The sequence below is a fragment of the Bradyrhizobium sp. NDS-1 genome (assembly GCF_032918005.1).
GTDB classification, from domain to species: Bacteria; Pseudomonadota; Alphaproteobacteria; order Rhizobiales; family Xanthobacteraceae; genus Bradyrhizobium; species Bradyrhizobium tunisiense.
The window spans coordinates 3,824,279-3,847,488 of the sequence record NZ_CP136628.1; the positions used below are offsets into that span (position 1 = coordinate 3,824,279).

22 protein-coding genes and 1 tRNA gene are annotated in these 23,210 nt (G+C 64.1%); 18 read left to right on the forward strand and 5 right to left on the reverse strand.

Annotated features, from left to right (window positions below):
- From RX330_RS18055 to RX330_RS18075, 5 genes are all read right to left on the reverse strand, one after another.
- The gene (locus tag RX330_RS18055) at nucleotides 1-837 is read right to left on the reverse strand and encodes an alpha/beta fold hydrolase (RefSeq protein ID WP_317239312.1); all 837 of its coding nucleotides are present in this window, start codon (nucleotides 835-837) and stop codon (nucleotides 1-3) included.
- Nucleotides 838-856: 19 nt separating this feature from the next.
- The gene (pepT, locus tag RX330_RS18060) at nucleotides 857-2,107 is read right to left on the reverse strand and encodes a peptidase T (protein WP_317239313.1); all 1,251 of its coding nucleotides are present in this window, start codon (nucleotides 2,105-2,107) and stop codon (nucleotides 857-859) included.
- A 103-nt stretch (nucleotides 2,108-2,210) separates the two neighbouring features.
- Complete coding sequence (locus RX330_RS18065) at nucleotides 2,211-2,555, reverse strand: HU family DNA-binding protein (protein ID WP_317239314.1); 345 nt, start codon at nucleotides 2,553-2,555, stop codon at nucleotides 2,211-2,213.
- A 209-nt stretch (nucleotides 2,556-2,764) separates the two neighbouring features.
- A tRNA-Asp gene (locus RX330_RS18070) sits at nucleotides 2,765-2,841 on the reverse strand.
- A 159-nt stretch (nucleotides 2,842-3,000) separates the two neighbouring features.
- A complete protein-coding gene (locus RX330_RS18075) occupies nucleotides 3,001-3,204 on the reverse strand; it encodes a hypothetical protein (protein ID WP_212089891.1) in 204 nt (67 codons plus the stop codon).
- A 488-nt stretch (nucleotides 3,205-3,692) separates the two neighbouring features.
- On the opposite strand from RX330_RS18075, the gene RX330_RS18080 reads away from it, so the two are divergent.
- The 18 genes from RX330_RS18080 to nuoN all read left to right on the forward strand — a co-directional run bounded on the left by RX330_RS18080 (nucleotide 3,693) and on the right by nuoN (nucleotide 23,210).
- Nucleotides 3,693-5,939: a TonB-dependent siderophore receptor gene (locus RX330_RS18080; protein ID WP_317243923.1), complete on the forward strand. Its 2,247-nt coding sequence runs from the start codon at nucleotides 3,693-3,695 to the stop codon at nucleotides 5,937-5,939.
- A gap of 22 nt (nucleotides 5,940-5,961) precedes the next feature.
- On the forward strand, nucleotides 5,962-7,329 hold the full coding sequence (locus tag RX330_RS18085; RefSeq protein ID WP_317239315.1) for a PepSY-associated TM helix domain-containing protein: 1,368 nt from the start codon (nucleotides 5,962-5,964) through the stop codon (nucleotides 7,327-7,329).
- 259 nt (nucleotides 7,330-7,588) lie between these two features.
- Complete coding sequence (locus RX330_RS18090) at nucleotides 7,589-7,954, forward strand: NADH-quinone oxidoreductase subunit A (protein WP_212089895.1); 366 nt, start codon at nucleotides 7,589-7,591, stop codon at nucleotides 7,952-7,954.
- Entirely contained in the window at nucleotides 7,945-8,532 is a 588-nt protein-coding gene (locus RX330_RS18095; protein ID WP_167533053.1) for a NuoB/complex I 20 kDa subunit family protein, read from the forward strand. Before RX330_RS18090 ends, RX330_RS18095 begins: the two co-directional genes overlap by 10 nt.
- 11 nt (nucleotides 8,533-8,543) lie before the next feature.
- Nucleotides 8,544-9,158, forward strand: a complete 615-nt coding sequence (locus tag RX330_RS18100) for an NADH-quinone oxidoreductase subunit C (RefSeq protein ID WP_212089897.1) — start codon at nucleotides 8,544-8,546, stop codon at nucleotides 9,156-9,158.
- Between the two features lie 2 nt (nucleotides 9,159-9,160).
- Nucleotides 9,161-10,357: an NADH-quinone oxidoreductase subunit D gene (locus tag RX330_RS18105; RefSeq protein ID WP_028136066.1), complete on the forward strand. Its 1,197-nt coding sequence runs from the start codon at nucleotides 9,161-9,163 to the stop codon at nucleotides 10,355-10,357.
- Nucleotides 10,357-11,322, forward strand: a complete 966-nt coding sequence (locus tag RX330_RS18110; protein WP_317239316.1) for an FkbM family methyltransferase — start codon at nucleotides 10,357-10,359, stop codon at nucleotides 11,320-11,322. Before RX330_RS18105 ends, RX330_RS18110 begins: the two co-directional genes overlap by 1 nt.
- A 12-nt stretch (nucleotides 11,323-11,334) precedes the next feature.
- Entirely contained in the window at nucleotides 11,335-11,946 is a 612-nt protein-coding gene (gene nuoE / locus RX330_RS18115; RefSeq protein ID WP_011087680.1) for an NADH-quinone oxidoreductase subunit NuoE, read from the forward strand.
- On the forward strand, nucleotides 11,946-12,146 hold the full coding sequence (locus tag RX330_RS18120; RefSeq protein ID WP_212089909.1) for a hypothetical protein: 201 nt from the start codon (nucleotides 11,946-11,948) through the stop codon (nucleotides 12,144-12,146). The genes nuoE and RX330_RS18120 overlap by 1 nt, the downstream gene beginning before the upstream one ends.
- Before the next feature lie 15 nt (nucleotides 12,147-12,161).
- Entirely contained in the window at nucleotides 12,162-13,487 is a 1,326-nt protein-coding gene (gene nuoF, locus RX330_RS18125; RefSeq protein ID WP_212089911.1) for an NADH-quinone oxidoreductase subunit NuoF, read from the forward strand.
- Between the two features lie 5 nt (nucleotides 13,488-13,492).
- Nucleotides 13,493-15,568 (forward strand): NADH-quinone oxidoreductase subunit NuoG, encoded by a 2,076-nt coding sequence (gene nuoG / locus RX330_RS18130; protein WP_212089919.1) that lies wholly within the window; start codon nucleotides 13,493-13,495, stop codon nucleotides 15,566-15,568.
- 10 nt (nucleotides 15,569-15,578) lie between these two features.
- Nucleotides 15,579-16,646, forward strand: a complete 1,068-nt coding sequence (gene nuoH, locus RX330_RS18135) for an NADH-quinone oxidoreductase subunit NuoH (RefSeq protein WP_131868155.1) — start codon at nucleotides 15,579-15,581, stop codon at nucleotides 16,644-16,646.
- 14 nt (nucleotides 16,647-16,660) lie between these two features.
- A complete protein-coding gene (gene nuoI, locus RX330_RS18140; protein ID WP_026232873.1) occupies nucleotides 16,661-17,149 on the forward strand; it encodes an NADH-quinone oxidoreductase subunit NuoI in 489 nt (162 codons plus the stop codon).
- 9 nt (nucleotides 17,150-17,158) lie between these two features.
- Nucleotides 17,159-17,797 carry an NADH-quinone oxidoreductase subunit J gene (locus RX330_RS18145; RefSeq protein ID WP_063194767.1) on the forward strand — a complete coding sequence of 213 codons (639 nt, stop codon included), beginning with the start codon at nucleotides 17,159-17,161 and terminating at the stop codon, nucleotides 17,795-17,797.
- A complete protein-coding gene (gene nuoK / locus RX330_RS18150) occupies nucleotides 17,794-18,102 on the forward strand; it encodes an NADH-quinone oxidoreductase subunit NuoK (protein ID WP_015685769.1) in 309 nt (102 codons plus the stop codon). The genes RX330_RS18145 and nuoK overlap by 4 nt, the downstream gene beginning before the upstream one ends.
- 61 nt (nucleotides 18,103-18,163) lie before the next feature.
- Nucleotides 18,164-20,242, forward strand: a complete 2,079-nt coding sequence (gene nuoL, locus RX330_RS18155; RefSeq protein ID WP_212089921.1) for an NADH-quinone oxidoreductase subunit L — start codon at nucleotides 18,164-18,166, stop codon at nucleotides 20,240-20,242.
- Nucleotides 20,243-21,751: an NADH-quinone oxidoreductase subunit M gene (locus RX330_RS18160; RefSeq protein ID WP_212089923.1), complete on the forward strand. Its 1,509-nt coding sequence runs from the start codon at nucleotides 20,243-20,245 to the stop codon at nucleotides 21,749-21,751.
- Between the two features lie 22 nt (nucleotides 21,752-21,773).
- Nucleotides 21,774-23,210 (forward strand): NADH-quinone oxidoreductase subunit NuoN, encoded by a 1,437-nt coding sequence (nuoN, locus tag RX330_RS18165; protein WP_317239317.1) that lies wholly within the window; start codon nucleotides 21,774-21,776, stop codon nucleotides 23,208-23,210.

Genomic DNA, 23,210 nt, shown 5'->3' on the forward strand with positions numbered 1-23,210 from the left:
CTATCGGTCCACCCCCGCATGCCGCTGAACGAACTCGGTAACGAGGGCAGTGATCTCCGCCGGGCGCTCCAGGCTGGGAAGATGGGCCACATCAGGCAATTCACGGCCCTCCGCGCCCGAGACTGCCGCGACGAGATGGCGACAGCGGTCCTGAACATAGGGGAAATCGAGGTCACCCCATATCACGAGGGTCGGCACCGCGATCTCGTGGAGCCGGTGGAAGAACGGTGTGACGTCGATGTCCGATCCGAACGGTGGAGAGCGGAGCGCGATGCCGTTCATCTCAAGCAGCAGATCGCGAGCCGGGCCGGCAACGCGGCCTTCGGGGGCCCGCGGTCCGTCCAGCCAAAGACGTGCCTTCATCGCGTTCATCCGATCGAGATCGCCGGATGCCTCGATCTCCTTCCATTGCATCATCAGTGTCGCGATGTCGGCGGGATAGGTTGGATCGGGTGCACCCGCGACATTGGGGGCAATCAGAACGAGCGCACGAACTCGCGAAGGATGGCGGATCGCGGCATCGAGCGCGATGCGCCCGCCGAGAGAACAGCCGACGAGGATTACGGGCCTGCCGCCTGCAGTCGCCTCCAGCACTGCGACGAGATCGGCGAGGGCGGAAAAGTCTTCAGGCTCGACGCGGGTTTGGCCGAACCCGCGCCGGTCATAGGCGATGGCCTTGTGCGTGGCGCTCATTCCGTCGAATTGAGCGCGCCACATGCGCCGGTCGCACACATTGGCATGGAGAAAGACGACCCCGGTGCCTTCGCCTGCGACTTCTGTCGCAAGGCCGGCACGGCCAGACGCGATGTATTGCATCGAGGCGCGATGATGATTCATTCCAGTCTCGTCGCGCGCTTCAGGCTTTCTCTTCCCAAATCATCGCCAGATGGACAATGGTCTGCACGGCTTTCTCCATGTCCTGCCGGCTGACCCATTCCAGCCGCGAGTGGAACGCATGCTCGCCGGCGAAGATGTTGGGGCAGGGCAGGCCCATGAAGGACAGGCGCGAGCCGTCGGTGCCGCCGCGGATCGCGGTGCGCATCGGACGCAGGCCGGCACGACGGATCGCCTCGATGGCGTATTCGAGCACGTGCGGGTGACGGTCGATCACCTGCTTCATGTTGCGGTACTGCTCGCGCACCTCGAACTTGTAGGTCGAGCGCGGATAGTCCTTCATGACGTCCTTGATGATGCCCTCGAGCAGGTCCTCTTTCTCCTTCAGCCCTTCCTCGGTGAAGTCGCGGACGATGAAGGACAGGCTTGCCTGCTCCAGTGCGCCCTCGATGCCGATCGGATGCAGGAAGCCCTGCTTGCCCGACGTCGTCTCCGGCGAGCAGCCTGCCTTCGGCAGTCGCTCGACGATGGCGGCGGCGATCTTGATCGCGTGCTCCATCTTGCCCTTGGCGTAGCCGGGATGGGCGCTGACGCCGTTGATGGTGATGGTGGCGCCGTCGGCCGAGAAGGTCTCGTCCTCGACGCAGCCCGCGCTCTCGCCGTCCATGGTGTAGCCGAAATCGGCGCCCAGCTTCGTCAGGTCGACATTGTCGACGCCACGGCCGATCTCTTCGTCCGGCGTGAACAGGATCTTGATGGTGCCGTGCTTCACATCGGGGTTGTTGATGAAGAAATGCGCGGCATCCATGATCTCGGCGACGCCGGCCTTGTTGTCGGCACCGAGCAGCGTGGTGCCGTCGGTGGTGATGATGTCGTTGCCGATCTGGTTCTTCAGCGCAGGGTGCTCATTGAAGCGGATGACCTGGCTGGTGTCGCCCGGCAGGGTGATGTCGCCGCCACGATAGTTCTTCACCAGTTGCGGCTTGACGTCCTTGCCCGTGACGTCGGGCGAGGTGTCCATGTGCGAGCAGAAGCAGATCACCGGCACCTTCTTGTCGGTGTTGGCCGGGATCGTGCCGTAGACATAGCCGTAATCGTCGAGATGGGCGTCCGTAACGCCCATGGCTTTCAGCTCGGCGGCGAGCACGCGGCCGAGATCCTTCTGCTTCTCGGTGGATGGCGAGCTGGGGGATTCCGGATCGGACTGGGTGTCGATGGTGACGTAGCGCAGGAAGCGCTCGGTCACGGTATGCGAGAAGGTGAGGGAGGACATTTCTGGTCAAACCGCCGAGGTCAGGGGAAGCGGGCGGTATATCAGAAAAAGCGGGCCGCGATGCGGCCGGAACGGCGCGGAGCAGGCCTGGCGAACGCTGACCTCAGATCGCCTCTTTCAGTTCCTTGACCGGGCGGAAGGTGACCTTCTTGCTGGCCTTGATGTGGATCGGCTCGCCGGTGGCGGGATTGCGGCCGGTGCGGGCGGCCCGTTTGCGGACCTGGAGGATGCCGAGGCCGACGATGCGGACGCGATCGCCCTTCTTCAGGTGCCTGGTGATCAAATCGACCATGTCGGTGAGGACAGATTCGGCGTGCTTTTTCGACAGGTCCTGACTCTCCGCGATGTCAGCGGCGAGGTGCTTGAGGGTGAAGGTGGCGGGAGTGGCTGCCTTCTTTGCCGAATCCTTCTTGGCCAGATCCTTCTTAGCCAGATCCTTCTTCGCCATGGCAGGCCTCCTCGACGGTCCAATGACGGGGCATCCCTGGAAAAGCCGAGAATGGGGTGGGGATCCCTCTAAGTGCTTTCAGGCGTAGACGATTCGGGCGCGGGTTGACCATGCCACGGGTTCCCGCCGGCCGAACGCCGTCCACGGCTCGCCGCAGCCGCGGCAGACCTCGAGGATTTCAGGCTAAGACTTTGAGGGGATTGCCAAAATGGCGCGAGAGACGGGGCTCGAACCCGCGACCTCCGGCGTGACAGGCCGGCGCTCTAACCAACTGAGCTACTCCCGCGTGGTTCGCTGATGCGCGCGGAACGAGGGGGGACTTAAAGGCGGGGCTGGGTGAAGTCAAGGACGTTGCGCTGGCGTGGTGGATCTCGGCTAAGCATTGCTCTGGAAAACGAAAATGGCCGCCCGGAGGCGGCCATGGGTCAGCCCGGAAGAGGACGTTTCAGCGAATCTCCGACGTCCCGGCGCTCGTCACCACCACCGGCTTGCCGGCCTTGATCACGGGCGTGGACTGGGCGGTCTGGGTGTGATCGGCATTGGTGCGGGCTGCGATCCCGAAGCCGGCCACCATGATGCCGGCCACCAGCGCCACCACCACGATCTTCAGGTGGGTCGCACGATCAGCGGAGTGAATTGAGTGGTTCATCTGAGCCTCCCGACGGGCTTTGCCGCCGTCTATGGCTCTTGTCTTAAGGACCATCTGTTTCCGGATGGTTTCGCGGGTTCCGCGAAATGGTTTCATCTCCCGCCCAAGCGGTTTCGCCGGATGGGGCGGGCCGGACCCGGTCTCAGGCGCCGGCATGGCCGTAGTCATCCCGGATCGCGCGGGCGGCCCAATGAGCAAGAGCGTGCGAGCATGGCGATGACCGCCGAGGCTTGGTGACCCGGCTTGGCGGTCCTGGGGGCAGGTCGATCAGCTCACGGCGATCGCCGCCGACATGCTCGAGAGTGAGAAGAGTTCGCGCTGATCTCGCCGCGATCGTCGTTAGATCGACTCTAAGAGTCGTTCTAAGAACATTTCAATTAGGGAATTCGCGCACCCTCCCATAAGCCTCATCGCAGCGCATGCCGTCACGGGACTGACGGCATGACGCATGCAAAATACGTTTGGGGTGGCGCGTGAACAGACTTGGAATGCTGCGGTCGGCCGTGTTGGCGACCGCATCCGCTTTGATTTTGGTGCCGCAGGCATCGCTTGCACAAACGTCCGCGCAGAGCGGCGCGACGAACCTGCCGTCGGTGACCGTCACCGCGCCGGACGCACGCCGGCGAGCTGCCGCGACGCCGCAGCGTCGCGCGCCGCGGTCGGCGCAGACCGCGGCCAGGAGCAGGCCGCAGCCGCAGCGCAATGTCGGCTTCGTCGAGACGCCGCGTGGCCCGGTGAACGGCTACGTCGCCGGTCGCAGCTCGTCCGGCACCAAGACCAACACGCCGATCATGGAGACGCCACAGTCGGTGTCGGTGATCGGTGCCGAGCAGATCCGCGACCAGAAGCCGAACAAGCTCGACGAGGTGCTGCGCTATACCGCCGGCGTGCGCGCCGGCACTTTTGGCGCGGACACGCGCAACGATTGGTGGTTGATCCGCGGCTTCAAGTCCGACGACATCGGACTGTTCCTCGACGGCATGCAGCTGTTCTACACCTCCTATGCGAGCTGGCGGCTGCCGCCCTCCAACATGGAGCGCGTCGAGGTGCTGCGCGGTCCGTCTGCCGTGCTCTATGGCGGATCGAGCCCGAGCGGCATCGTGAACGTCATCAGCAAGATGCCGCCGGCCGAGCCGATCCGCTACATCGAAACCGGCTTCAACAATTTCGGCAATGCCTATATCGGCTTCGATGTCGGCGGGCCGATCGCGACGCAGCCGCAGGACGGCAAGCTGTTCTACCGCGTCGTCGGCGAGGTCAGGAACGGTGGTACGCAGGTCGACTTCACACCCGACAACAACTACTTCATCGCGCCGTCGTTCACGTGGAAGCCGGATGCCGACACGACCTTCACGGTTCTCGCATCGGCCTCGAAGACGGACACAAGAGGCATCAACTTCCTGCCATACCAGGGCACGGTGACGAACGCGCCGTTCGGCAAGATCCCGACCAGCTTCTTCGTCGGCGATCCCAATGTCGACAAGTTCACGCGCGAGCAGGAGATGCTCGGCTACCAGTTCGAACGTCATCTCAACGACGACCTGACGTTTCGCCAGAATGCGCGGTTCGCGCACATCGACCTGACCTATCGCGGGTTCATCGGCAACGGCTGGGACAACATCAACACGGCGACGATGGGCCGTTATAACTGGTACGCGAAGAACACGGCGAACCAGGCCAATCTCGATAACCAGCTGGAGTATCGCTTCAATACGGGGCCGGTGCGGCACACAATGCTGTTCGGGGTGGACCTGAAGGGCTATCAGATCGACGACTACCAGAACTTCAATTTCGGCACCGTCCCGTCGATCAATGTCTTCAATCCCGTCTACGGTCTCAACATTCCGCTCACGGGCGCTCCGTTCCGCAATTTCCAGATCACGCAGAAGCAGGCAGGCGCCTACCTTCAGGATCAGATGAAGCTCGGCAACTTCACGCTCGTGCTGAGCGGCCGCAACGACTGGGTCGAGACAAAGCAGGACGCGCGTGACACCGGGGCCGCGGTGGCCAGCCGTGACGACAGCAAGTTCAGCGGGCGGGCCGGGCTGATCTACAATTTCGACAACGGCATCGCGCCCTATATTTCCTATGCGACGAGCTACAATCCGGTCATCGGTCTCAACGCCAGCAACCAGCTCTTCCTGCCGGAGACCGGGCAGCAGACCGAAATCGGCGTGAAGGTCGCGCCGAAGGGGTTCGACGGCTATTTCACCGCCTCGGTGTTCGACCTGAAGCGGCAGAACGTGGCGACGACCGCCGGTACGCCGATCCTGCTGAACCAGACCGGCGAGGTGACCTCGCGCGGTATCGAGCTCGAAGCGGTGGCCAATGCCACCAAGGAACTCAAGCTGATCGGCGCCTTCACCGCCTATCATCTCTTCAACAGCCGGGATCTCGATCCGTCGTTGGTCGGCAAGGCGCCGACCAATACGCCTCAGCTCCTGGTCTCCGGCTGGGCCGACTACACCTTCAAGGATGGGCCGCTCGAAGGCTTCGGTTTCGGCGGCGGCGTGCGCTACGTGGGCTCGTCCTGGGCCGACCCGGCCAACACCCTCGAGGTTCCCGCGGTGGTGCTCGGCGATCTCGCGCTTCATTACGAATGGCAGAACTGGCGTACGGCGCTCAACGTGGTCAACCTGACCGACAAGATCTATGTCGCGAGCTGTTCGTTCCCGACCTCCTGCTTCTACGGCGACCGCCGGCGCGTCACCGCCAGCGTCTCCTACAAGTGGTAAGCGCCGGCGAGGGGAGGGCTTCGTGAAGGCGCGCGCGGTCAGGCTCTGGTCCGTGGTCCACACCTGGACCAGCCTGATCTCGACCGTCTTCCTGCTGCTGCTCTGCCTCACCGGCCTGCCGCTGGTGTTCCACCACGAGATCGATGAGCTCCTGGGCTATGCCCCCCAGCCCGAAGCTCATGCGAGCGCGGCGCGCGCGAGGCCGCAAGCCATCGCCGACGCCGCGCTCGCCGCCGATCCGGGCCGGGTGATGCAATATATCTCCTGGGACAAGGACGAGCCCGGGATCGTGATGGCGTTCACCAACAATGCGCCTGACGGGCTTCCCGACAATGCGACGGTGCGGGCCTTCGACGCCGTCTCGGCAAAACTGCTCGGGCCGGTCGGCGTCGGGCCGATGCTGATCGTCCTCAAGCTGCACACCGACATGTTCGCAGGCCAGGCCGGAAAATTGTTTCTCGGTGCGATGGGGCTGCTATTCGCCGTCGCCATCGTCTCTGGCGTGGTGCTGTATTGGCCGTTCACCCGCCGCCTGCGCTTTGCCACGATCCGTGATCATGCGTCCCGACGCGTGCGCTGGCTCGATTGGCACAATCTGATCGGGGTGGCGACGGTGGCCTGGGCGCTGGTGGTCGGACTGACCGGCGTCGTCAACACCTGGGCCGAGCTGATGCTGAACCAGTGGAAGGCGACCGAACTCGCCAGCATGGTCGCACCCTATGCCGGCAAGCCGCCGCCCGTGCATCTGGCCTCGCTCGATGATGTCGTCTCCCGCGCGAAAGGGGCGGCCCCCGGCATGGAGATCGCGTTCATTGCTTTTCCGGGCACGCCGTTCACGTCCTCGCATCATTTTGCCGCCTTCATGCGAGGCGACTCGGCGCTGACATCGCGGCTGCTCAAGCCAGTCCTGCTGGACGGCGAAAGTGGGGAGGTCGCCGACAGCAGGGCACTGCCGCTCTATCTCCAGGCCCTGCTGATCTCGCAGCCGCTGCATTTCGGCGATTACGGCGGCATGCCGCTCAAGGTGATCTGGGCCGCACTCGACCTGCTTACCATCGTCGTGATCGGCAGCGGCCTCTATCTCTGGCTGGCCCGGCGGCGGAAGCGAACGTCCCCCCCGCGCCGACGCATTCGCCGGACGAGCCCCGGTCCCGTCGTGATGCATGGCTGGTCCGATCGCTCGCGCCTGTGGATACGTGTCTTTGCTGCACCTATCATGCTCGCGGGTGCGACCATCACCGGTCTCCTGGCTGCGCTCCTCTGGGGGACGGCCGGCCAATATGTCGCCTGGCTGACGGTGGGGGCCCCCGTGCTGGTCATCGCCTGGGTTTGGGTGCGCTGCCGCACTCAAAAAACCGGGCAATTTTCACGGCCGGCACGCGATCAGTAGCTGACGCAGCCTGCGCGCAGCAAATCCGGACGTGCTGCCGGCCCTGCAGTTCTGCAAAACGCGGGCGCCCTTGCTGGGCCCAGCGATCTGCTCCATACCACCCGCGGGGTGATTCCGGGATTTTCACCGTTCTGGGGGCGGCAAAGGGCCTAAAAAGAGCGTGTCTTGCGCCCATTGGTGCACTGCGCTAAGGCTCAGAATAATTCCAAATCGGACGAATCCGTGGCTGTCCCGAGGCTGCGGGAAAAAGGGCTCGCCAATGAGCGGCATTCTGCAGAACTATCTTCCACTCGTCGTCTTTATAGGGGTAGCGAGCCTGATCGGCCTCGTGCTGCTGATCGCGCCCTTCGTCGTGGCGTTCCAACAGCCGGACCCGGAAAAGCTGTCGGCGTATGAGTGCGGTTTCAACGCGTTCGACGACGCGCGCATGAAGTTCGACGTGCGCTTCTACCTGGTCGCCATCCTCTTCATCATCTTCGACCTCGAGGTGGCGTTCCTGTTTCCCTGGGCGGTGGCGTTCGGCAAGCTTGGCGCGACCGGCTTCTGGTCCATGGTGGTGTTCCTCGCCGTGCTGACGGTCGGGTTCGCCTATGAATGGAAGAAGGGAGCACTCGAATGGGATTGAACCCTGCATCGTCCACGGGTCCGGTTCTCGCGCCGGCCCCCAAGGGCATCCTGGATCCGTCGACCGGCAAGCCGGTCGGCGCCAATGATCCGTTCTTCCTCGAGGTCAATTCCGAGCTGTCCGACAAGGGCTTCTTCGTGGCCGCGACCGACGACCTCATCACCTGGGCGCGCACCGGCTCCCTGATGTGGATGACCTTCGGTCTCGCCTGCTGCGCGGTCGAGATGATGCAGGTGTCGATGCCGCGCTACGACGTCGAGCGCTTCGGCTTCGCGCCGCGTGCCTCGCCGCGCCAGTCCGACGTGATGATCGTCGCGGGCACGCTGACCAACAAGATGGCGCCCGCGCTGCGCAAGGTCTACGACCAGATGCCGGAGCCGCGCTACGTCATCTCGATGGGCTCCTGCGCCAATGGCGGCGGCTACTATCACTATTCCTACTCGGTCGTGCGCGGCTGCGACCGCATCGTGCCGATCGACATCTACGTGCCGGGCTGCCCGCCTACGGCGGAAGCGCTGCTCTACGGCGTGCTGCTGCTGCAGAAGAAGATCCGGCGTACCGGCACCATCGAACGCTAAGGTTTTACGTCATGGACGACGCCAAGCTCGACGCCCTGGGGCAGACGATCGTTAGCGCGCTTCCGGGCGCCGCCACCGGTCATTCGGTGGCCTTCAACCAGCTCACGGTCGATGTCGAGGCAAGCAAGATCGTCGAGGTGGTCAAGTACCTCCGCGACGACCCGAACTGCCGCTTCATCAACTTCACCGACATCACGGCCGCGGACTATCCGTCGCGCGAAAAGCGCTTCGACGTGATTTATCACTTCCTGTCGCCGACCCTGAACACCCGCATCCGGCTCAAGGCCCAGGCCGACGAGACCACGCAGGTGCCGTCGCTGATCGATGTGTTCCCCGGCGCCGACTGGTTCGAGCGCGAGGCCTACGATCTCTACGGCGTGTTCTTCGTCGGCCATCCCGACATGCGCCGCATCCTCACCGACTACGGCTTCGAGGGTCATCCGCTGCGCAAGGATTTCCCGACCACCGGTTTCGTCGAGGTCCGCTACGACGATCAGGAGAAGCGGGTGGTGTACGAGCCCGTCCGGCTCAACCAGGAATTCCGCAAGTTCGATTTCCTCTCGCCATGGGAAGGGGCGGACTATCCGGTCCTTCCGGGAGATGAAAAAGCGGGGCCGAAGGTCTGATCATGAACGAGCAACCCGAACAGCTTCGCAATTTCACCATCAACTTCGGGCCGCAGCATCCGGCGGCGCACGGTGTGCTGCGCCTCGTGCTGGAGCTTGACGGCGAAGTCGTGGCCCGCGTCGACCCGCATATCGGCCTGCTTCACCGCGGCACCGAGAAGCTGATCGAGCAGAAGACCTATCTCCAGGCGATCCCGTACTTCGATCGCCTCGACTACGTCGCGCCGATGAACCAGGAGCACGCCTTCTGCCTCGCGGCGGAGAAGCTGCTCGGCATCGAGGTGCCGCGCCGCGGCCAGTTGATCCGCGTGCTCTATTGCGAGATCGGCCGCATCCTGTCGCACCTGCTCAACGTCACCACGCAGGCGATGGACGTCGGCGCGCTGACCCCGCCGCTGTGGGGTTTCGAAGAGCGCGAGAAGCTGATGGTGTTCTACGAGCGCGCCTCGGGCAGCCGCATGCACGCGGCCTACTTCCGCGTCGGCGGCGTGCATCAGGACCTGCCGCAGAAGCTGGTCGACGACATCGAGGCCTGGTGCGATCCGTTCCTCAAAGTGGTGGACGACCTCGACCGGCTCCTCACCGCCAACCGCATCTTCAAGCAGCGCAACGTCGACATCGGCGTGGTGCCGCTGAAGGAAGCGTGGGAGTGGGGCTTCTCGGGCGTGATGGTGCGCGGCTCGGGCGCGGCCTGGGATCTGCGCAAGTCGCAGCCCTACGAGTGCTACGCCGAGATGGATTTCGACATTCCGATCGGCAAGAACGGCGACTGCTACGACCGCTATCTGATCCGCATGGAAGAGATGCGCCAGTCCGTGCGCATCATGAAGCAGTGCATCCAGAAGCTGAACGCGCCTGACGGCAAGGGCCCCGTCGTCGTCGAAGACAACAAGGTCGCGCCGCCGCGCCGTGGCGAGATGAAGCGCTCGATGGAAGCGCTGATCCACCACTTCAAGCTGTACACCGAAGGCGTTCACGTGCCGGCCGGCGAGGTCTACGCCGCGGTCGAGGCGCCCAAGGGCGAGTTCGGCGTCTACCTGATCTCCGACGGCACCAACAAGCCTTACAAGTGCAAGATCCGCGCGCCGGGCTTTGCGCATCTGCAGGCCATGGACCACATCTGCCGCGGCCATCTGCTGGCCGACGTCTCGGCGATCCTCGGCTCGCTCGACATCGTGTTCGGAGAGGTCGATCGCTGATGGGGCAGCAGGCGCCAATCCAGTTCGACCGCGCCTCGGGGGCCCTTGAAGGGGCCAACCTGTGGGAGCGGACGGCTGCCTTGGCGCTGATGACGGGATCCAAGATCTCCTCGCACTTCTCGCATATGGGCTACATCGCCTGCGCCAATCTGCTGCGGAAGACGCTGCCCGAGCGCAACATCGCGATCAGGCTCAATCCCGACGCCGTGTTCGAATTCCCCTATGGCGACGGCTATTGGAGCAAGCTGCTCAACCGCTCCTATAATTACGAGGACGAACTCGAACTCTTGTTCGCCGACTCCATCGACGTCGACTACACCTTGCTCGATTGCGGCGCCAATTACGGCTACTGGTCCGTGCTGGTCTCGAGCGAGCCGTTCGGTTCGCACAAGGCCATCGCAATCGAGCCGTCGGGGCAGAACTACCCGAAGCTCGCCAACAACGCCCGTGTCAACGGCGGCCGCTTCGAGACCATGAAATGTGCGATCGGCGCCACCCGCGGCACGGCGCGGCTGTCGGGCACCAAGCACGAAGCCTTCAGCATCGCCGGCGATCCGTCGGCCGGCGGTGAGGACGTGCCGGTCATCTCGCTCGACAATCTGATCGAGGACGGCAAGGTCGCGGCCACCGGCAAGTACCTGATCAAGCTCGACGTCGAGGGCGTCGAGATCGAGGCGATCAAGGGCGGCGCCCGGCTGCTCCAGGCCGACAGCGTCATCATGTGCGAGGAGCACGGCAGCGACCGCTCTCATGCGGTGTCGCGCTTCATCCTCGAGCAGACCCCGCTGAAGCTGATCGTGTTCGATCCGCGCAGCAACCGAATGGAGACCGTGACCGAGCTGTCGATCCTAGACCGCATCAAGGTCTCGACCCACGTCGGCTACAACGTTTTCGGCACCGCAAGCGCATTTTGGCAGGACAGGATCGAAGCCCTGAATGCGAAAACAGCGCGCCGCATGCAGTGAGAGATTGAAGAGATGTCCGTTCGCCGATTAGCACCGAAGGAAGTCCAGCCCGCGAGCTTCGCGTTCACGGAGGAGAACCTCGCGTTCGCCAAGCAGCAGATCGCGAAATATCCGGCCGGCCGCCAGGCCTCCGCCGTGATCGCCATCCTCTGGCGCGCGCAGGAGCAGCACGACGGCTGGGTCTCGGAAGCCGCGATCCGCGTCATCGCCGACATGCTCGACATGCCCTATATCCGCGTGCTGGAAGTGGCGACCTTCTACACCATGTTCCAGCTCGCGCCCGTGGGCAAGAAAGCCCACGTCCAGGTCTGCGGCACCACGCCGTGCCGGCTGCGCGGCGCCGAGGATCTGATCCACGTCTGCGAGCACCGCATCCATCACGAGCCCTTCCATCTCTCCAAGGACGGCAATTTCAGCTGGGAAGAGGTCGAGTGCCTGGGCGCCTGCGTGAATGCGCCGATGGTGCTGATCGGCAAGGACACCTATGAGGACCTGACCAAGGAGAGCTTCGGCAAGGTGCTCGACGGTTTCGCTTCGGGCAATCCGCCCAAACCCGGTCCGCAGAACGGCCGCCAGTTCTCGGCGCCGATCACCGGGCCGACAACGTTGAAGGAGATCACCTGATGCGTGATCTCATCGCAATGGGAGGGACCGCGGCCGTGAAGAGATGGGGCTTTGTCGCCATGCACGCCGCGATCGCGGCTGCCTTCATGTTCCTGCTGCAGCGTTTCTTCATGAACGCGTCGCAGGAGACCAGTTTGCTCTGGGCGCTGTTCTTCGCTGTCTGCGCCGCCGGACTTGCCTACAAGCAGTCCATTCGTTGATCGGAAAGCACTGATATGCTCGAGGACAAGGACCGCATCTTCAAGAACCTCTACGGCCTCCACGATTGGGGGCTCGAGGGTGCGCGGCGCCGCGGCGCCTGGGACGGCACCAAGAACATCATCGACAAGGGCCGCGACTGGATCATCAACGAGATGAAGGCCTCCGGCCTGCGCGGCCGCGGCGGCGCCGGCTTCCCGACCGGCCTGAAATGGTCGTTCATGCCGAAGGAATCGACCGACGGCCGGCCGAGCTATCTCGTCGTCAACGCCGACGAGTCCGAGCCCGGCACCTGCAAGGATCGCGAGATCATGCGGCACGATCCGCATCTCCTGATCGAAGGCTGCCTGATCGCGAGCTGCGCGATGAATGCGCATGCCTGTTACATCTATGTCCGAGGCGAATTCATCCGCGAGCGCGAGCATCTCCAGGCCGCGATCGACCAGGCCTACGAGGCCAAGCTGGTCGGCAAGGACAACGTCAACGGCTGGCCGTTCGACATCTACGTCGCCCACGGCGCCGGCGCCTACATCTGCGGTGAGGAAACCGCGCTGCTCGAAAGCCTCGAAGGCAAGAAGGGCCAGCCGCGGCTGAAGCCGCCGTTCCCGGCCAATGTCGGCCTGTTCGGTTGCCCGACCACCGTGAACAACGTCGAGTCCATCGCGGTTGCGCCGGACATCCTGCGCCGCGGCGCGGCCTGGTTCGCCGGCATCGGCCGTCCGAACAATGTCGGCACCAAGCTGTTCTGTATCTCCGGCCATGTCGAGCGGCCCTGCAACGTCGAAGAGGCCATGGGCATTCCGTTCCGTGAGCTGATCGACAAGCATTGCGGCGGCATCCGTGGCGGCTGGGACAACCTCAAGGCCGTGATCCCCGGCGGATCGTCGGTGCGCATGGTGCCGGCCGAGCAGATCATCGACACGCCGATGGATTTCGACTCCTTGAGCAAGCTGCGCTCCGGCCTCGGCACTGCGGCCGTCATCGTGATGGACAAGTCGACCGATCTGATCCGCGCCATCGCCCGCATCTCCTATTTCTACAAGCATGAGAGCTGCGGCCAGTGCACGCCGTGCCGCGAGGGCACGGGCTGGATGTGGCGCGTGTTGACCCGCATGGCCGAAGGCCGCGCCCACAAGCGCGAGATCGACATGCTGCTCGAGGTGACGAAGCAGGTCGAAGGCCACACCATCTGCGCGCTCGGCGACGCGGCGGCCTGGCCGATCCAGGGTTTGATCGCGCATTTCCGTCACGAGATCGAGGCGCGCATCGACGAGTATTCGCATAGAGCTGACATTGACGATATCGGCGTCCGCGATCCCGTGAACATGGTCGCGGCGGAGTAAGAAGAATGACCAAGCTCATCATCGACGGCAAAGAGATCGATGTCCCCGCCGAGTACACGCTGTTGCAGGCGTGCGAAGCGGCCGGCGCCGAGATTCCGCGCTTCTGCTATCACGAGCGGCTGTCGATCGCCGGCAATTGCCGGATGTGCCTCGTCGAGGTGAAGGGCGGCCCGAAGCCGGTCGCGAGCTGCGCCTGGGGCGTGCGCGATTGCCGTCCGGGTCCCAAGGGCGAACCGCCGGAAATCTCGACACGATCGCCGATGGTGAAGAAGGCGCGCGAAGGCGTGATGGAATTCCTTCTGATCAACCATCCCCTGGACTGCCCGATCTGCGACCAGGGCGGCGAGTGCGACCTGCAGGACCAGGCGATGGGCTACGGTGTCGACACCAGCCGTTTCGCCGAGAACAAGCGCGCGGTGGAGGACAAATATCTCGGCGCGCTGGTCAAGACCTCGATGAACCGCTGCATCCAGTGCACGCGCTGTGTCCGCTTCTCGGCGGAAGTGGCGGGCGCCCCTGAGATGGGTGCGACCGGTCGCGGCGAGGACATGGAGATCACGACCTATCTCGAGCACGCGCTGACGTCTGAATTGCAGGGCAATCTCGTCGACATCTGCCCGGTCGGCGCGTTGACCTCGAAGCCTTATGCCTTTGCGGCGCGCCCGTGGGAGCTCGGCAAGACCCAGTCGATCGACGTCATGGACGGCGTTGGATCTGCGATCCGCGTCGACACCCGCGGCCGCGAGGTGATGCGCATTCTGCCGCGCATCAACGAGGCGGTGAACGAGGAGTGGATCTCCGACAAGACCCGCCACGTCGTCGACGGCCTGCGCACCCAGCGCCTCGACCGGCCCTATATCCGGGAGGCCGGCAAGCTGCGCGCGGCGAGCTGGAGCGAGGCCTTTGCTGCGATCGCGGCCAAGGCGGCGCGCACCGACGGCAAGCGCATCGGCGCGATCGCGGGCGATCTCGCCGGCGTCGAGGAGATGTTCGCGCTGAAGGACCTGCTCGCCAAATACGGCTCGGCCAATCTGGCGGTGCAGGGCGGCGACGCCTTCGATCCCGCGCTCGGCCGCGGCTCCTACATTTTCAACCCGACGCTGGCAGGCGTGGAGCAGGCGGATGCGCTGCTCATCATCGGTGCCAATCCGCGGAAGGAGGCGGCCGTGTTCAACGCCCGCATCCGCAAGCGCTGGCGCGCCGGCGGTTTCAAGGTCGGCGTGATCGGCGCCAAGCCAGATCTGACCTACGACTACGATCACCTCGGTGCGGGCACCGAGACGCTCGGTGAGCTGGCGGCCGGCAGGCACTCCTTCATGGACGTGCTGAAGAACGCCAAGAACCCCATCATCCTGGTCGGCGGGGGCGCGGCCTCGCGCCACGACGGCGCGGCCGTTCTCGCGGCCGCTGCCAAGCTCGCGCTCGACGTCGGGGCGGTCAAGGACGGCTGGAACGGCTTTGGCGTGCTGCACGAGACCGCCTCGCGCGTCGGCGCGCTCGATATCGGCTTCTCCGCAACCGGCGGCGGGCTGAACGCTGCGCAGATGACCACGTTCGGCACGCTGGACTTGCTGTTCCTGCTCGGCGCCGACGAGATCAACGCGCCTGACGGCACCTTCGTCGTCTATATCGGCACCCATGGCGACCGCGGCGCACACCGCGCCGACGTCATCCTGCCTGCGGCGGCCTATACCGAGAAGTCGGCGATCTACGTCAACACCGAAGGCCGCGTGCAGATGACCGGCCGCGCCGCGTTCCCGCCGGGAGAGGCCCGCGAGGACTGGGCGATCATTCGCGCGCTGTCGGAAGCGCTCGGCAAGAAGCTGGGCTACGACTCGCTTGCGGCCCTGCGTCAGGCGGTGTTCAAGGCGGTGCCGCACCTGATCCGTCTCGATCAGATCGAGGCCGGCTCGGCCGACCAGATCAAGAAGCTGGCAGGGAAGGGCGGCTCGCCGGAAAAGGCGCCGTTCAAGCCGCTGGTCGAGGACTTCTACCTGACCAACCCAATCGCGCGTGCCTCCGCCGTGATGGCGGAATGCTCGCGCCTCGCCTCCGGGCATATGCTGACCGCAGCGGAGTGAGCGTGATCTGATGGAATTTTTCGAAAGCGCATTCTGGACCGGGTTCCTCTGGCCGCTGATCATCATGGTCGCGCAGAGCGTCCTCGTGCTCGTCGTCCTCCTGGTCGCGATCGCCTACATCCTGCTCGCCGACCGCAAGATCTGGGCGGCGGTGCAGATCCGGCGCGGCCCGAACGTGGTCGGCCCCTGGGGGCTGCTGCAATCCTTCGCGGACCTGCTCAAGTTCGTGCTGAAGGAGCCGATCATCCCGGCCGGCGCCAACAAGGGCGTGTTCCTGCTGGCCCCGCTGGTGTCGTGCGTGCTGGCGCTCGCGGCCTGGGCGGTGATCCCGACCAATCTCGGCTGGGTGATCGCCGACATCAATGTCGGCGTTCTCTTCATCTTCGCGATCTCGTCGCTGTCGATCTACGGCATCATCATGGCCGGCTGGTCGTCGAACTCGAAATACCCGTTCCTCGCCGCGCTGCGCTCGGCGGCGCAGATGGTGTCCTATGAAGTCTCGATCGGCTTCGTCATCATCACCGTGCTGCTCTGTGCCGGCACGCTGAATCTCTCGGCCGTGGTCGAAGCCCAGCACGCGCGCGGCCTTGCCAGCCTGATCGGGCTGCCGCAGCTGACCATCCTGAACTGGTATGTCTGGCCGCTGTTCCCGATGTTCGTGGTGTTCTACGTCTCGGCGCTGGCGGAAACCAACCGCCCTCCGTTCGACCTCGTGGAAGCTGAATCCGAGCTCGTCGCCGGCTTCATGGTCGAGTACGGCTCGACGCCGTACCTCCTGTTCATGCTCGGCGAGTATGTCGCGATCGTCACGATGTGCGCGCTGGCGACGATCCTGTTCCTCGGAGGCTGGCTGCCGCCGGTCGACCTGCCGCCCTTCAACTGGGTGCCGGGGATCATCTGGTTCTCGCTGAAACTGTTCTTCATGTTCTTCCTGTTCGCGATGGCAAAGGCGATCGTGCCGCGCTACCGCTACGATCAACTGATGCGCCTCGGCTGGAAGGTGTTCCTGCCGCTGTCGCTGGTGATGGTGATCGTGGTGGCCGGCGTGCTGCATTTCGCCGGCATCGCGCCGAAGTGAGGGCCGTCATGGGTATCAACATCAACGCCACTGCTCGCTCGCTTCTGCTGTCGGAATTCGTCTCGGCGTTCTTCCTCGCCATGCGCTATTTCTTCCAGCCGAAGCCGACGCTGAACTATCCGTTCGAGAAGGGCCCGATCTCGCCGCGCTTCCGCGGCGAGCATGCGCTGCGCCGCTATCCGAACGGCGAGGAACGCTGCATCGCCTGCAAGCTCTGCGAAGCGGTCTGCCCGGCGCAGGCCATCACCATCGAGGCCGGCCCGCGCCGCAACGACGGCACTCGCCGCACCGTGCGCTACGACATCGACATGGTGAAGTGCATCTATTGCGGCCTCTGCCAGGAGGCCTGTCCGGTCGACGCCATCGTCGAAGGTCCGAACTTCGAGTTCGCGACCGAGACCCGCGAGGAACTGTTCTATGACAAGGCCAAGCTGCTCGCCAACGGCGATCGCTGGGAACGCGAGATCGCGAAAGCGATCGAGCTCGACGCGCCGTACCGGTGAGGTGAGGGCATGATCCTTCCCGCGCTCTTCTTCTATCTCTTCGCCGGCGTCTGTGTCGCCTCGGCGGTGATGGTGATTGTCTCGCGCAATCCCGTGCACTCCGTGCTGTACCTGATCCTGGCCTTCGTCAACGCATCCGGCCTGTTCGTGCTGATGGGCGCCGAATTCCTCGGCATGATGCTGATCGTCGTCTATGTCGGCGCGGTCGCTGTGCTGTTCCTGTTCGTGATCATGATGCTCGACGTCGATTTCCTCGAGCTGCGCGAGGGCTTCATCGAGTATCTGCCGGTTGGCCTCGTGATCGGCGGCATCTTCCTGTTCGAGCTGCTGCTCACCGTCGGCTTCTGGGTCATCAACCCCGGCGTCGCCAAGACGATCACGGCGGCGATCCCGGCGAACGTCTCCAATACCGAGGCGCTCGGGCTCGTGCTCTATACGAAGTACATCCACTACTTCCAGCTCTCTGGCATGGTGCTGCTGGTCGCCATGATCGGCGCCATCGTGCTGACGCTGCGCCACAAGGCGAGCGTCAAGCGGCAGGACATCAACGTTCAGAACGCGCGCACGCCCGAGATGGCGATGGCGATGCGCAAGGTGGCGCCGGGGCAGGGGCTCTCGGACGCCGATGCGGCGGAGTGGGTGAAATGACGATCGGGCTCGGGCACTATCTGGCGGTCGGCGCGATCCTGTTCACGCTGGGGATCCTCGGCATCTTCCTGAACCGCAAGAACATCATCGTCATCCTGATGTCGATCGAGCTTATCCTGCTCGCGGTCAACATCAACCTCGTGGCGTTCTCGACCTTCCTCGGCGACATCGTCGGCCAGGTCTTCGCGCTTTTGGTGCTGACCGTCGCAGCCGCTGAAGCCGCGATCGGTCTCGCCATCCTGGTGGTCTATTTCCGCAACCGCGGCTCGATCGCGGTTGAGGACGTCAATCTGATGAAGGGCTGATCGCATGATCCGGAAAAGTGGACACCGGTTTTCCGACCAGATCATGCGGAAAGAGTAAGTCATGGTTCAGGCAATTGTCTTTCTGCCTCTGCTGGGCGCCGTTCTGGCCGGCCTGATCGCGCTATTCGGCGCGCATGCCCGCAACCCCTCGGGCGACGAGCTCGATCATCACGGCGACCATGGCCATGGCGATGCCCACGCGTCGGCGGCCCACGACTCTCATGGGCATGACGACCATGGCCACGACGATCACGGCCATGGCCCGACCGAGCCCGCCGCGGCGGGCTCGCGCGGCGCCGAGCTGATCACGACGGCTTTGCTGTTCGTCTCGGCGGCGCTGTCCTGGATGACGCTGGTCGATGTCGGCTTCATGCACCACGACTACAGGATCCAGATGCTGCCCTGGATCTTCTCGGGCGACCTCCAGGTCTGGTGGACGCTGCGCGTCGACACGCTCACGGCCGTGATGCTGGTGGTGGTGACCACCGTCTCCTCGCTCGTGCACCTCTATTCCATCGGCTACATGGACGAGGATCCGAACCGGCCGCGCTTCTTCGGCTATCTCTCGCTGTTCACCTTCGCCATGCTGATGCTGGTGACGGCGGACAACCTCGTGCAGTTGTTCTTCGGCTGGGAAGGTGTGGGTCTGGCCAGCTATCTGCTGATCGGATTCTGGTACCAGAAGCCGTCGGCGAACGCCGCCGCAATCAAGGCCTTCGTCGTCAACCGTGTCGGCGACTTCGGTTTCGCGCTCGGCATCTTCGCGGTCTTCATGCTGGCCGGCTCGACCGATTTCGAGACCATCTTCCATGCCGCGCCTGGCCTAACCGGCAAGACCATCAACTTCCTCGGCTGGCATGCCGACGCGCTGACGCTGACCTGTCTCCTCCTGTTCATGGGTGCGATGGGCAAGTCGGCACAGTTCCTGCTGCACACCTGGTTGCCGGACGCGATGGAAGGCCCGACCCCGGTCTCCGCGCTGATCCACGCCGCGACCATGGTCACCGCCGGCGTGTTCATGGTGGCGCGCCTGTCGCCGCTGTTCGAACTCGCCCCGAACGCGCAGGCCGTCGTGATGTTCTTCGGCGCCACCACGGCGTTCTTCGCCGCGACCATCGGCCTCGTCCAGAACGACATCAAGCGCATCGTCGCCTATTCGACCTGCTCGCAGCTCGGCTACATGTTCGTGGCGATGGGAGCAGGGGCCTACTCGGTCGGCATGTTCCATCTGTTCACGCACGCCTTCTTCAAGGCGCTGCTGTTCCTGGGTTCCGGCTCGGTGATCTACGCGATGCACCACGAGCAGGACATCCGCAACATGGGCGGCCTCTGGAAGAAGATCCCCTACACCTATGCGGTGATGGTGGTCGGCACGCTGGCGCTGACCGGCTTCCCGCTTACCGCGGGCTATTTCTCCAAGGACGCGATCATCGAAGCGGCCTACGCCTCGCATAATCCGTTCGGAGTGTACGGCTTCCTGATGACGGTCGTCGCGGCCGGCCTGACCTCGTTCTACTCCTGGCGCCTGATCTTCAAGACCTTCCACGGAGAGCCGCATGACGAGCATCACTATGAGGCCGCGCATGAGGCTCCGATCTGGATGCTGATCCCGATCGGCGTGCTCGCGGTCGGCTCGTTCGTCGCGGGCCTGCCGTTCAAGGAGCTGTTCGCCGGTCACGGCATCGAGGAGTTCTTCCGCGAGTCCGTGAAGATGAATCCGCACATCATCGAGGAGATGCACCACATCCCGCAGGCCATCGCGTTGCTGCCGACCGTGATGATGGTGCTGGGCTTCCTGGTGTCGTACTTGTTCTATATCCGCCGGCCCTACCTGCCGGTCGAGCTCGCGAACACGCAGCCGATGCTGTACCAGTTCCTGCTCAACAAATGGTACTTCGACGAGCTCTACGACATCATCTTCGTCCGTCCGGCGAAGTGGATCGGTTACCAGCTCTGGAAGAAGGGCGACGGCTTCATCATCGACGGCCTCGGTCCCGACGGCGTTTCGGCCCGGGTCCTGGACGTCACCCGCAACGTCGTGAAGATCCAGACCGGCTATCTCTATCACTACGCGTTCGCCATGCTGATCGGCGCCGCCGGCCTGATCACCTGGTTCATGTTCGGCTTTGGAGGCCAGTAAATGACAACCTGGCCCATTCTTTCGGTCACGACGTTCCTGCCGCTGGTCGGCGCGCTGATCGTCTATCTCAGCCGCGGCGATGACGAGGCGGCCAAGCGCAACTCGCGCTGGATCGCGCTCTGGACCACGCTGATCACCTTCGCGGTGTCGGTGATCCTGGTCATGCGCTTCGACCCGTCGAATCCCGACTTCCAGTTCGTCGAGAAGGCGAACTGGCTCGCCACAGGCATCACCTACCACATGGGCGTCGACGGCATCTCGCTGCCGCTGGTGATCCTCACCACCGCGGTGATGCCGTTCTGCATCATCGCGAGCTGGAAGGCGATCACCAACCGCGTCCGCGAATACATGATGGCGTTCCTGATCCTGGAAACGCTGATGATCGGCACCTTCTCCGCGCTCGATCTCGTGCTGTTCTATCTGTTCTTCGAGGGCGGCCTGATCCCGATGTTCCTGATCATCGGCGTCTGGGGCGGTCCGCGCCGGGTCTACGCGTCATTCAAGTTCTTCCTCTACACGCTGCTCGGCTCGGTCCTGATGCTGCTCGCCATCATGGCGCTGTACTGGAACGGCGGCACCACCGATATCCCGACCCTGATGCACACCGCCGTGCCGCGGTCCCTGCAGACCTGGGCCTGGCTCGCCTTCTTCGCCTCCTTCGCGGTGAAGATGCCGATGTGGCCGGTACACACCTGGCTTCCCGACGCGCATGTCGAGGCGCCGACGGCGGGCTCGGTGGTCCTCGCCGCGATTCTGCTGAAGATGGGCGGCTACGGCTTCCTGCGCTTCTCGCTGCCGATGTTCCCGCTAGCCTCGCACGACTTCGCGCCGCTGGTCTTCACGCTCTCGGCCATCGCCATCATCTACACCTCGCTGGTTGCCTTGATGCAGGAGGACATGAAGAAACTGATTGCCTACTCGTCGGTGGCGCATATGGGCTTCGTCACCATGGGCATCTTCGCGGGCACCATGCAGGGCGTCGCCGGCGGCGTGTTCCAGATGATCTCGCACGGCATCGTCTCCGGCGCGCTGTTCCTCTGCGTCGGCGTCGTCTACGACCGTCTGCACACCCGCGAGATCGCGGCCTATGGCGGCCTCGTCAACCGGATGCCGCTCTACGCGATGACATTCATGGTCTTCACCATGGCCAATGTCGGTCTGCCCGGCACGAGCGGCTTCGTCGGCGAGTTCATGACGCTGCTCGGCACCTTCAAGGTTTCGATCCCGACGGCGTTCTTCGCCAGCTTCGGCGTGATCCTGTCGGCGTGCTACGCGCTGTGGCTCTACCGCAAGGTCGTGTTCGGAGCGCTGGTCAAGCCGCAGCTCGCGAGCATGAAGGATCTCACTTTCCGCGAGTGCCTGACGCTGTTCCCGATGATCGCGCTGACGATCCTGTTCGGCGTCTACCCGAAGCCGGTGCTCGACATGTCGGCCGCCTCGGTCCAGCAACTCGTCAACAACTACAACACCGCTGTGACGGCCGTGAAGGCCGCCGCACTGCTCCAGTGATCGGGCAGGTCAGGATATCGCCATGAGCTTTGAGACTGCAGGTTATCAACTGGCGCCGGTGCTGCCCGAGATCGTGCTCGCGGTCGGCGCCATGGCGCTCCTGATGCTGGGAGCCTATCGCGGGCAGGGGACGACCGGCGCAATCACCTCGCTGGCGGTCGTGCTCTTGGGGGTGGTCGGCATGCTCGAATACATGCTGCCCGCGGGCAAGCATGTGACCTTCGGCGGCAGCTTCATCGTCGACGACTTCGCCCGCTTCATGAAGATCCTGGCCCTGATCGGCTCGGCGGTGACGCTGGTGCTGTCGACCGAGTTCCTGTCCGACCCCTCGCGCCGCATCTTCGAATACGCCATCCTGGTGCTGCTCTCGACCCTCGGCATGATGGTGCTGATCTCGGCCGGCGACCTGATCTCGCTCTATCTCGGCCTCGAACTGATGTCGCTTGCGCTCTACGTCGTGGCGGCCTCCAACCGCGACAACGCCAAGTCGACCGAAGCCGGTCTGAAGTACTTCGTGCTCGGCGCGCTGTCGTCGGGCATGCTGCTCTACGGCTCCTCGCTCATTTACGGCTTTACCGGAACTGTCAGCTTCACCGGCATCGCTGCGGCGGCGACGGTCTCGAATGTCGGCCTCGTGTTCGGCCTCGTCTTCCTGCTCGTCGGCCTCTGCTTCAAGGTCTCGGCCGTGCCGTTCCACATGTGGACGCCTGATGTCTATGAGGGCGCGCCGACCCCGGTCACCGCCTTCTTCGCCTCGGCGCCGAAGGTGGCCGCGCTCGCGGTTTTCACCCGCGTCACACTGACCGCATTCCCGGGCATCGTCTCGCAGTGGCAGCAGATCCTGGTGTTCGTGGCGATCGCCTCGATGGCGCTGGGTTCGTTCGCCGCGATCGGCCAGAGCAACATCAAGCGCCTGATGGCGTACTCCTCGATCGGCCACATGGGTTTTGCTTTGGTCGGCCTTGCCTCGGGCACGGTCGAGGGCGCGCAGGGCGTCTTGATGTACATCGTGATCTATGTCGCGATGACGCTGGGCTCGTTCTCGATCATCCTCGCCATGCGCCGCAACGGCCAGGCCGTCGAGCAGATCAGCGATTTCGCTGGTCTGTCGCGCACCAATCCGCTGCTTGCCTTCATGTTCGCGATGCTGCTGTTCTCGCTCGCCGGCATCCCGCCGCTCGCCGGCTTCTTCGCCAAGTGGTATGTCTTCGTCGCCGCCATCAAGGCGAATTTGTTCACGCTCGCCGTCGTCGGCGTGCTGACCAGTGTGGTCGGAGCCTACTACTACCTCGCCATCGTCAAGACGATGTATTTCGACGAGCCGGCCGGGCAGGTCGATCCGGTGCGCGTCGAGGTGAAGACGGTGCTGGCGGTGTTCGGCCTGTTCAACATCCTGTTTGCGCTGTTCGCAGGTCCGGTGGTGAGCGTCGCGTCCGCCGCCGCAAAGTCGCTGTTCTAG

Excerpts from the sequence above, each read along its gene's own strand:
- RX330_RS18095 (WP_167533053.1), top strand. The coding sequence starts at position 7,945 with ATGGGATTGAACCCTGCATCGTCCACGGGTCCGGTTCTCGCGCCGGCC.
- RX330_RS18105 (WP_028136066.1), top strand. The coding sequence starts at position 9,161 with ATGAACGAGCAACCCGAACAGCTTCGCAATTTCACCATCAACTTCGGG.
- nuoH (WP_131868155.1), top strand. The coding sequence starts at position 15,579 with ATGGAATTTTTCGAAAGCGCATTCTGGACCGGGTTCCTCTGGCCGCTG.
- RX330_RS18075 (WP_212089891.1), bottom strand. The coding sequence starts at position 3,204 with ATGAACCACTCAATTCACTCCGCTGATCGTGCGACCCACCTGAAGATC.
- RX330_RS18145 (WP_063194767.1), top strand. The coding sequence starts at position 17,159 with ATGATCCTTCCCGCGCTCTTCTTCTATCTCTTCGCCGGCGTCTGTGTC.
- RX330_RS18120 (WP_212089909.1), top strand. The coding sequence starts at position 11,946 with ATGCGTGATCTCATCGCAATGGGAGGGACCGCGGCCGTGAAGAGATGG.
- RX330_RS18090 (WP_212089895.1), top strand. The coding sequence starts at position 7,589 with ATGAGCGGCATTCTGCAGAACTATCTTCCACTCGTCGTCTTTATAGGG.
- nuoK (WP_015685769.1), top strand. The coding sequence starts at position 17,794 with ATGACGATCGGGCTCGGGCACTATCTGGCGGTCGGCGCGATCCTGTTC.
- RX330_RS18110 (WP_317239316.1), top strand. The coding sequence starts at position 10,357 with ATGGGGCAGCAGGCGCCAATCCAGTTCGACCGCGCCTCGGGGGCCCTT.
- RX330_RS18160 (WP_212089923.1), top strand. The coding sequence starts at position 20,243 with ATGACAACCTGGCCCATTCTTTCGGTCACGACGTTCCTGCCGCTGGTC.
- nuoF (WP_212089911.1), top strand. The coding sequence starts at position 12,162 with ATGCTCGAGGACAAGGACCGCATCTTCAAGAACCTCTACGGCCTCCAC.
- nuoG (WP_212089919.1), top strand. The coding sequence starts at position 13,493 with ATGACCAAGCTCATCATCGACGGCAAAGAGATCGATGTCCCCGCCGAG.
- RX330_RS18065 (WP_317239314.1), bottom strand. The coding sequence starts at position 2,555 with ATGGCGAAGAAGGATCTGGCTAAGAAGGATCTGGCCAAGAAGGATTCG.
- pepT (WP_317239313.1), bottom strand. The coding sequence starts at position 2,107 with ATGTCCTCCCTCACCTTCTCGCATACCGTGACCGAGCGCTTCCTGCGC.
- RX330_RS18080 (WP_317243923.1), top strand. The coding sequence starts at position 3,693 with ATGCTGCGGTCGGCCGTGTTGGCGACCGCATCCGCTTTGATTTTGGTG.
- nuoN (WP_317239317.1), top strand. The coding sequence starts at position 21,774 with ATGAGCTTTGAGACTGCAGGTTATCAACTGGCGCCGGTGCTGCCCGAG.
- nuoL (WP_212089921.1), top strand. The coding sequence starts at position 18,164 with ATGGTTCAGGCAATTGTCTTTCTGCCTCTGCTGGGCGCCGTTCTGGCC.
- RX330_RS18100 (WP_212089897.1), top strand. The coding sequence starts at position 8,544 with ATGGACGACGCCAAGCTCGACGCCCTGGGGCAGACGATCGTTAGCGCG.
- RX330_RS18055 (WP_317239312.1), bottom strand. The coding sequence starts at position 837 with ATGAATCATCATCGCGCCTCGATGCAATACATCGCGTCTGGCCGTGCC.
- nuoE (WP_011087680.1), top strand. The coding sequence starts at position 11,335 with ATGTCCGTTCGCCGATTAGCACCGAAGGAAGTCCAGCCCGCGAGCTTC.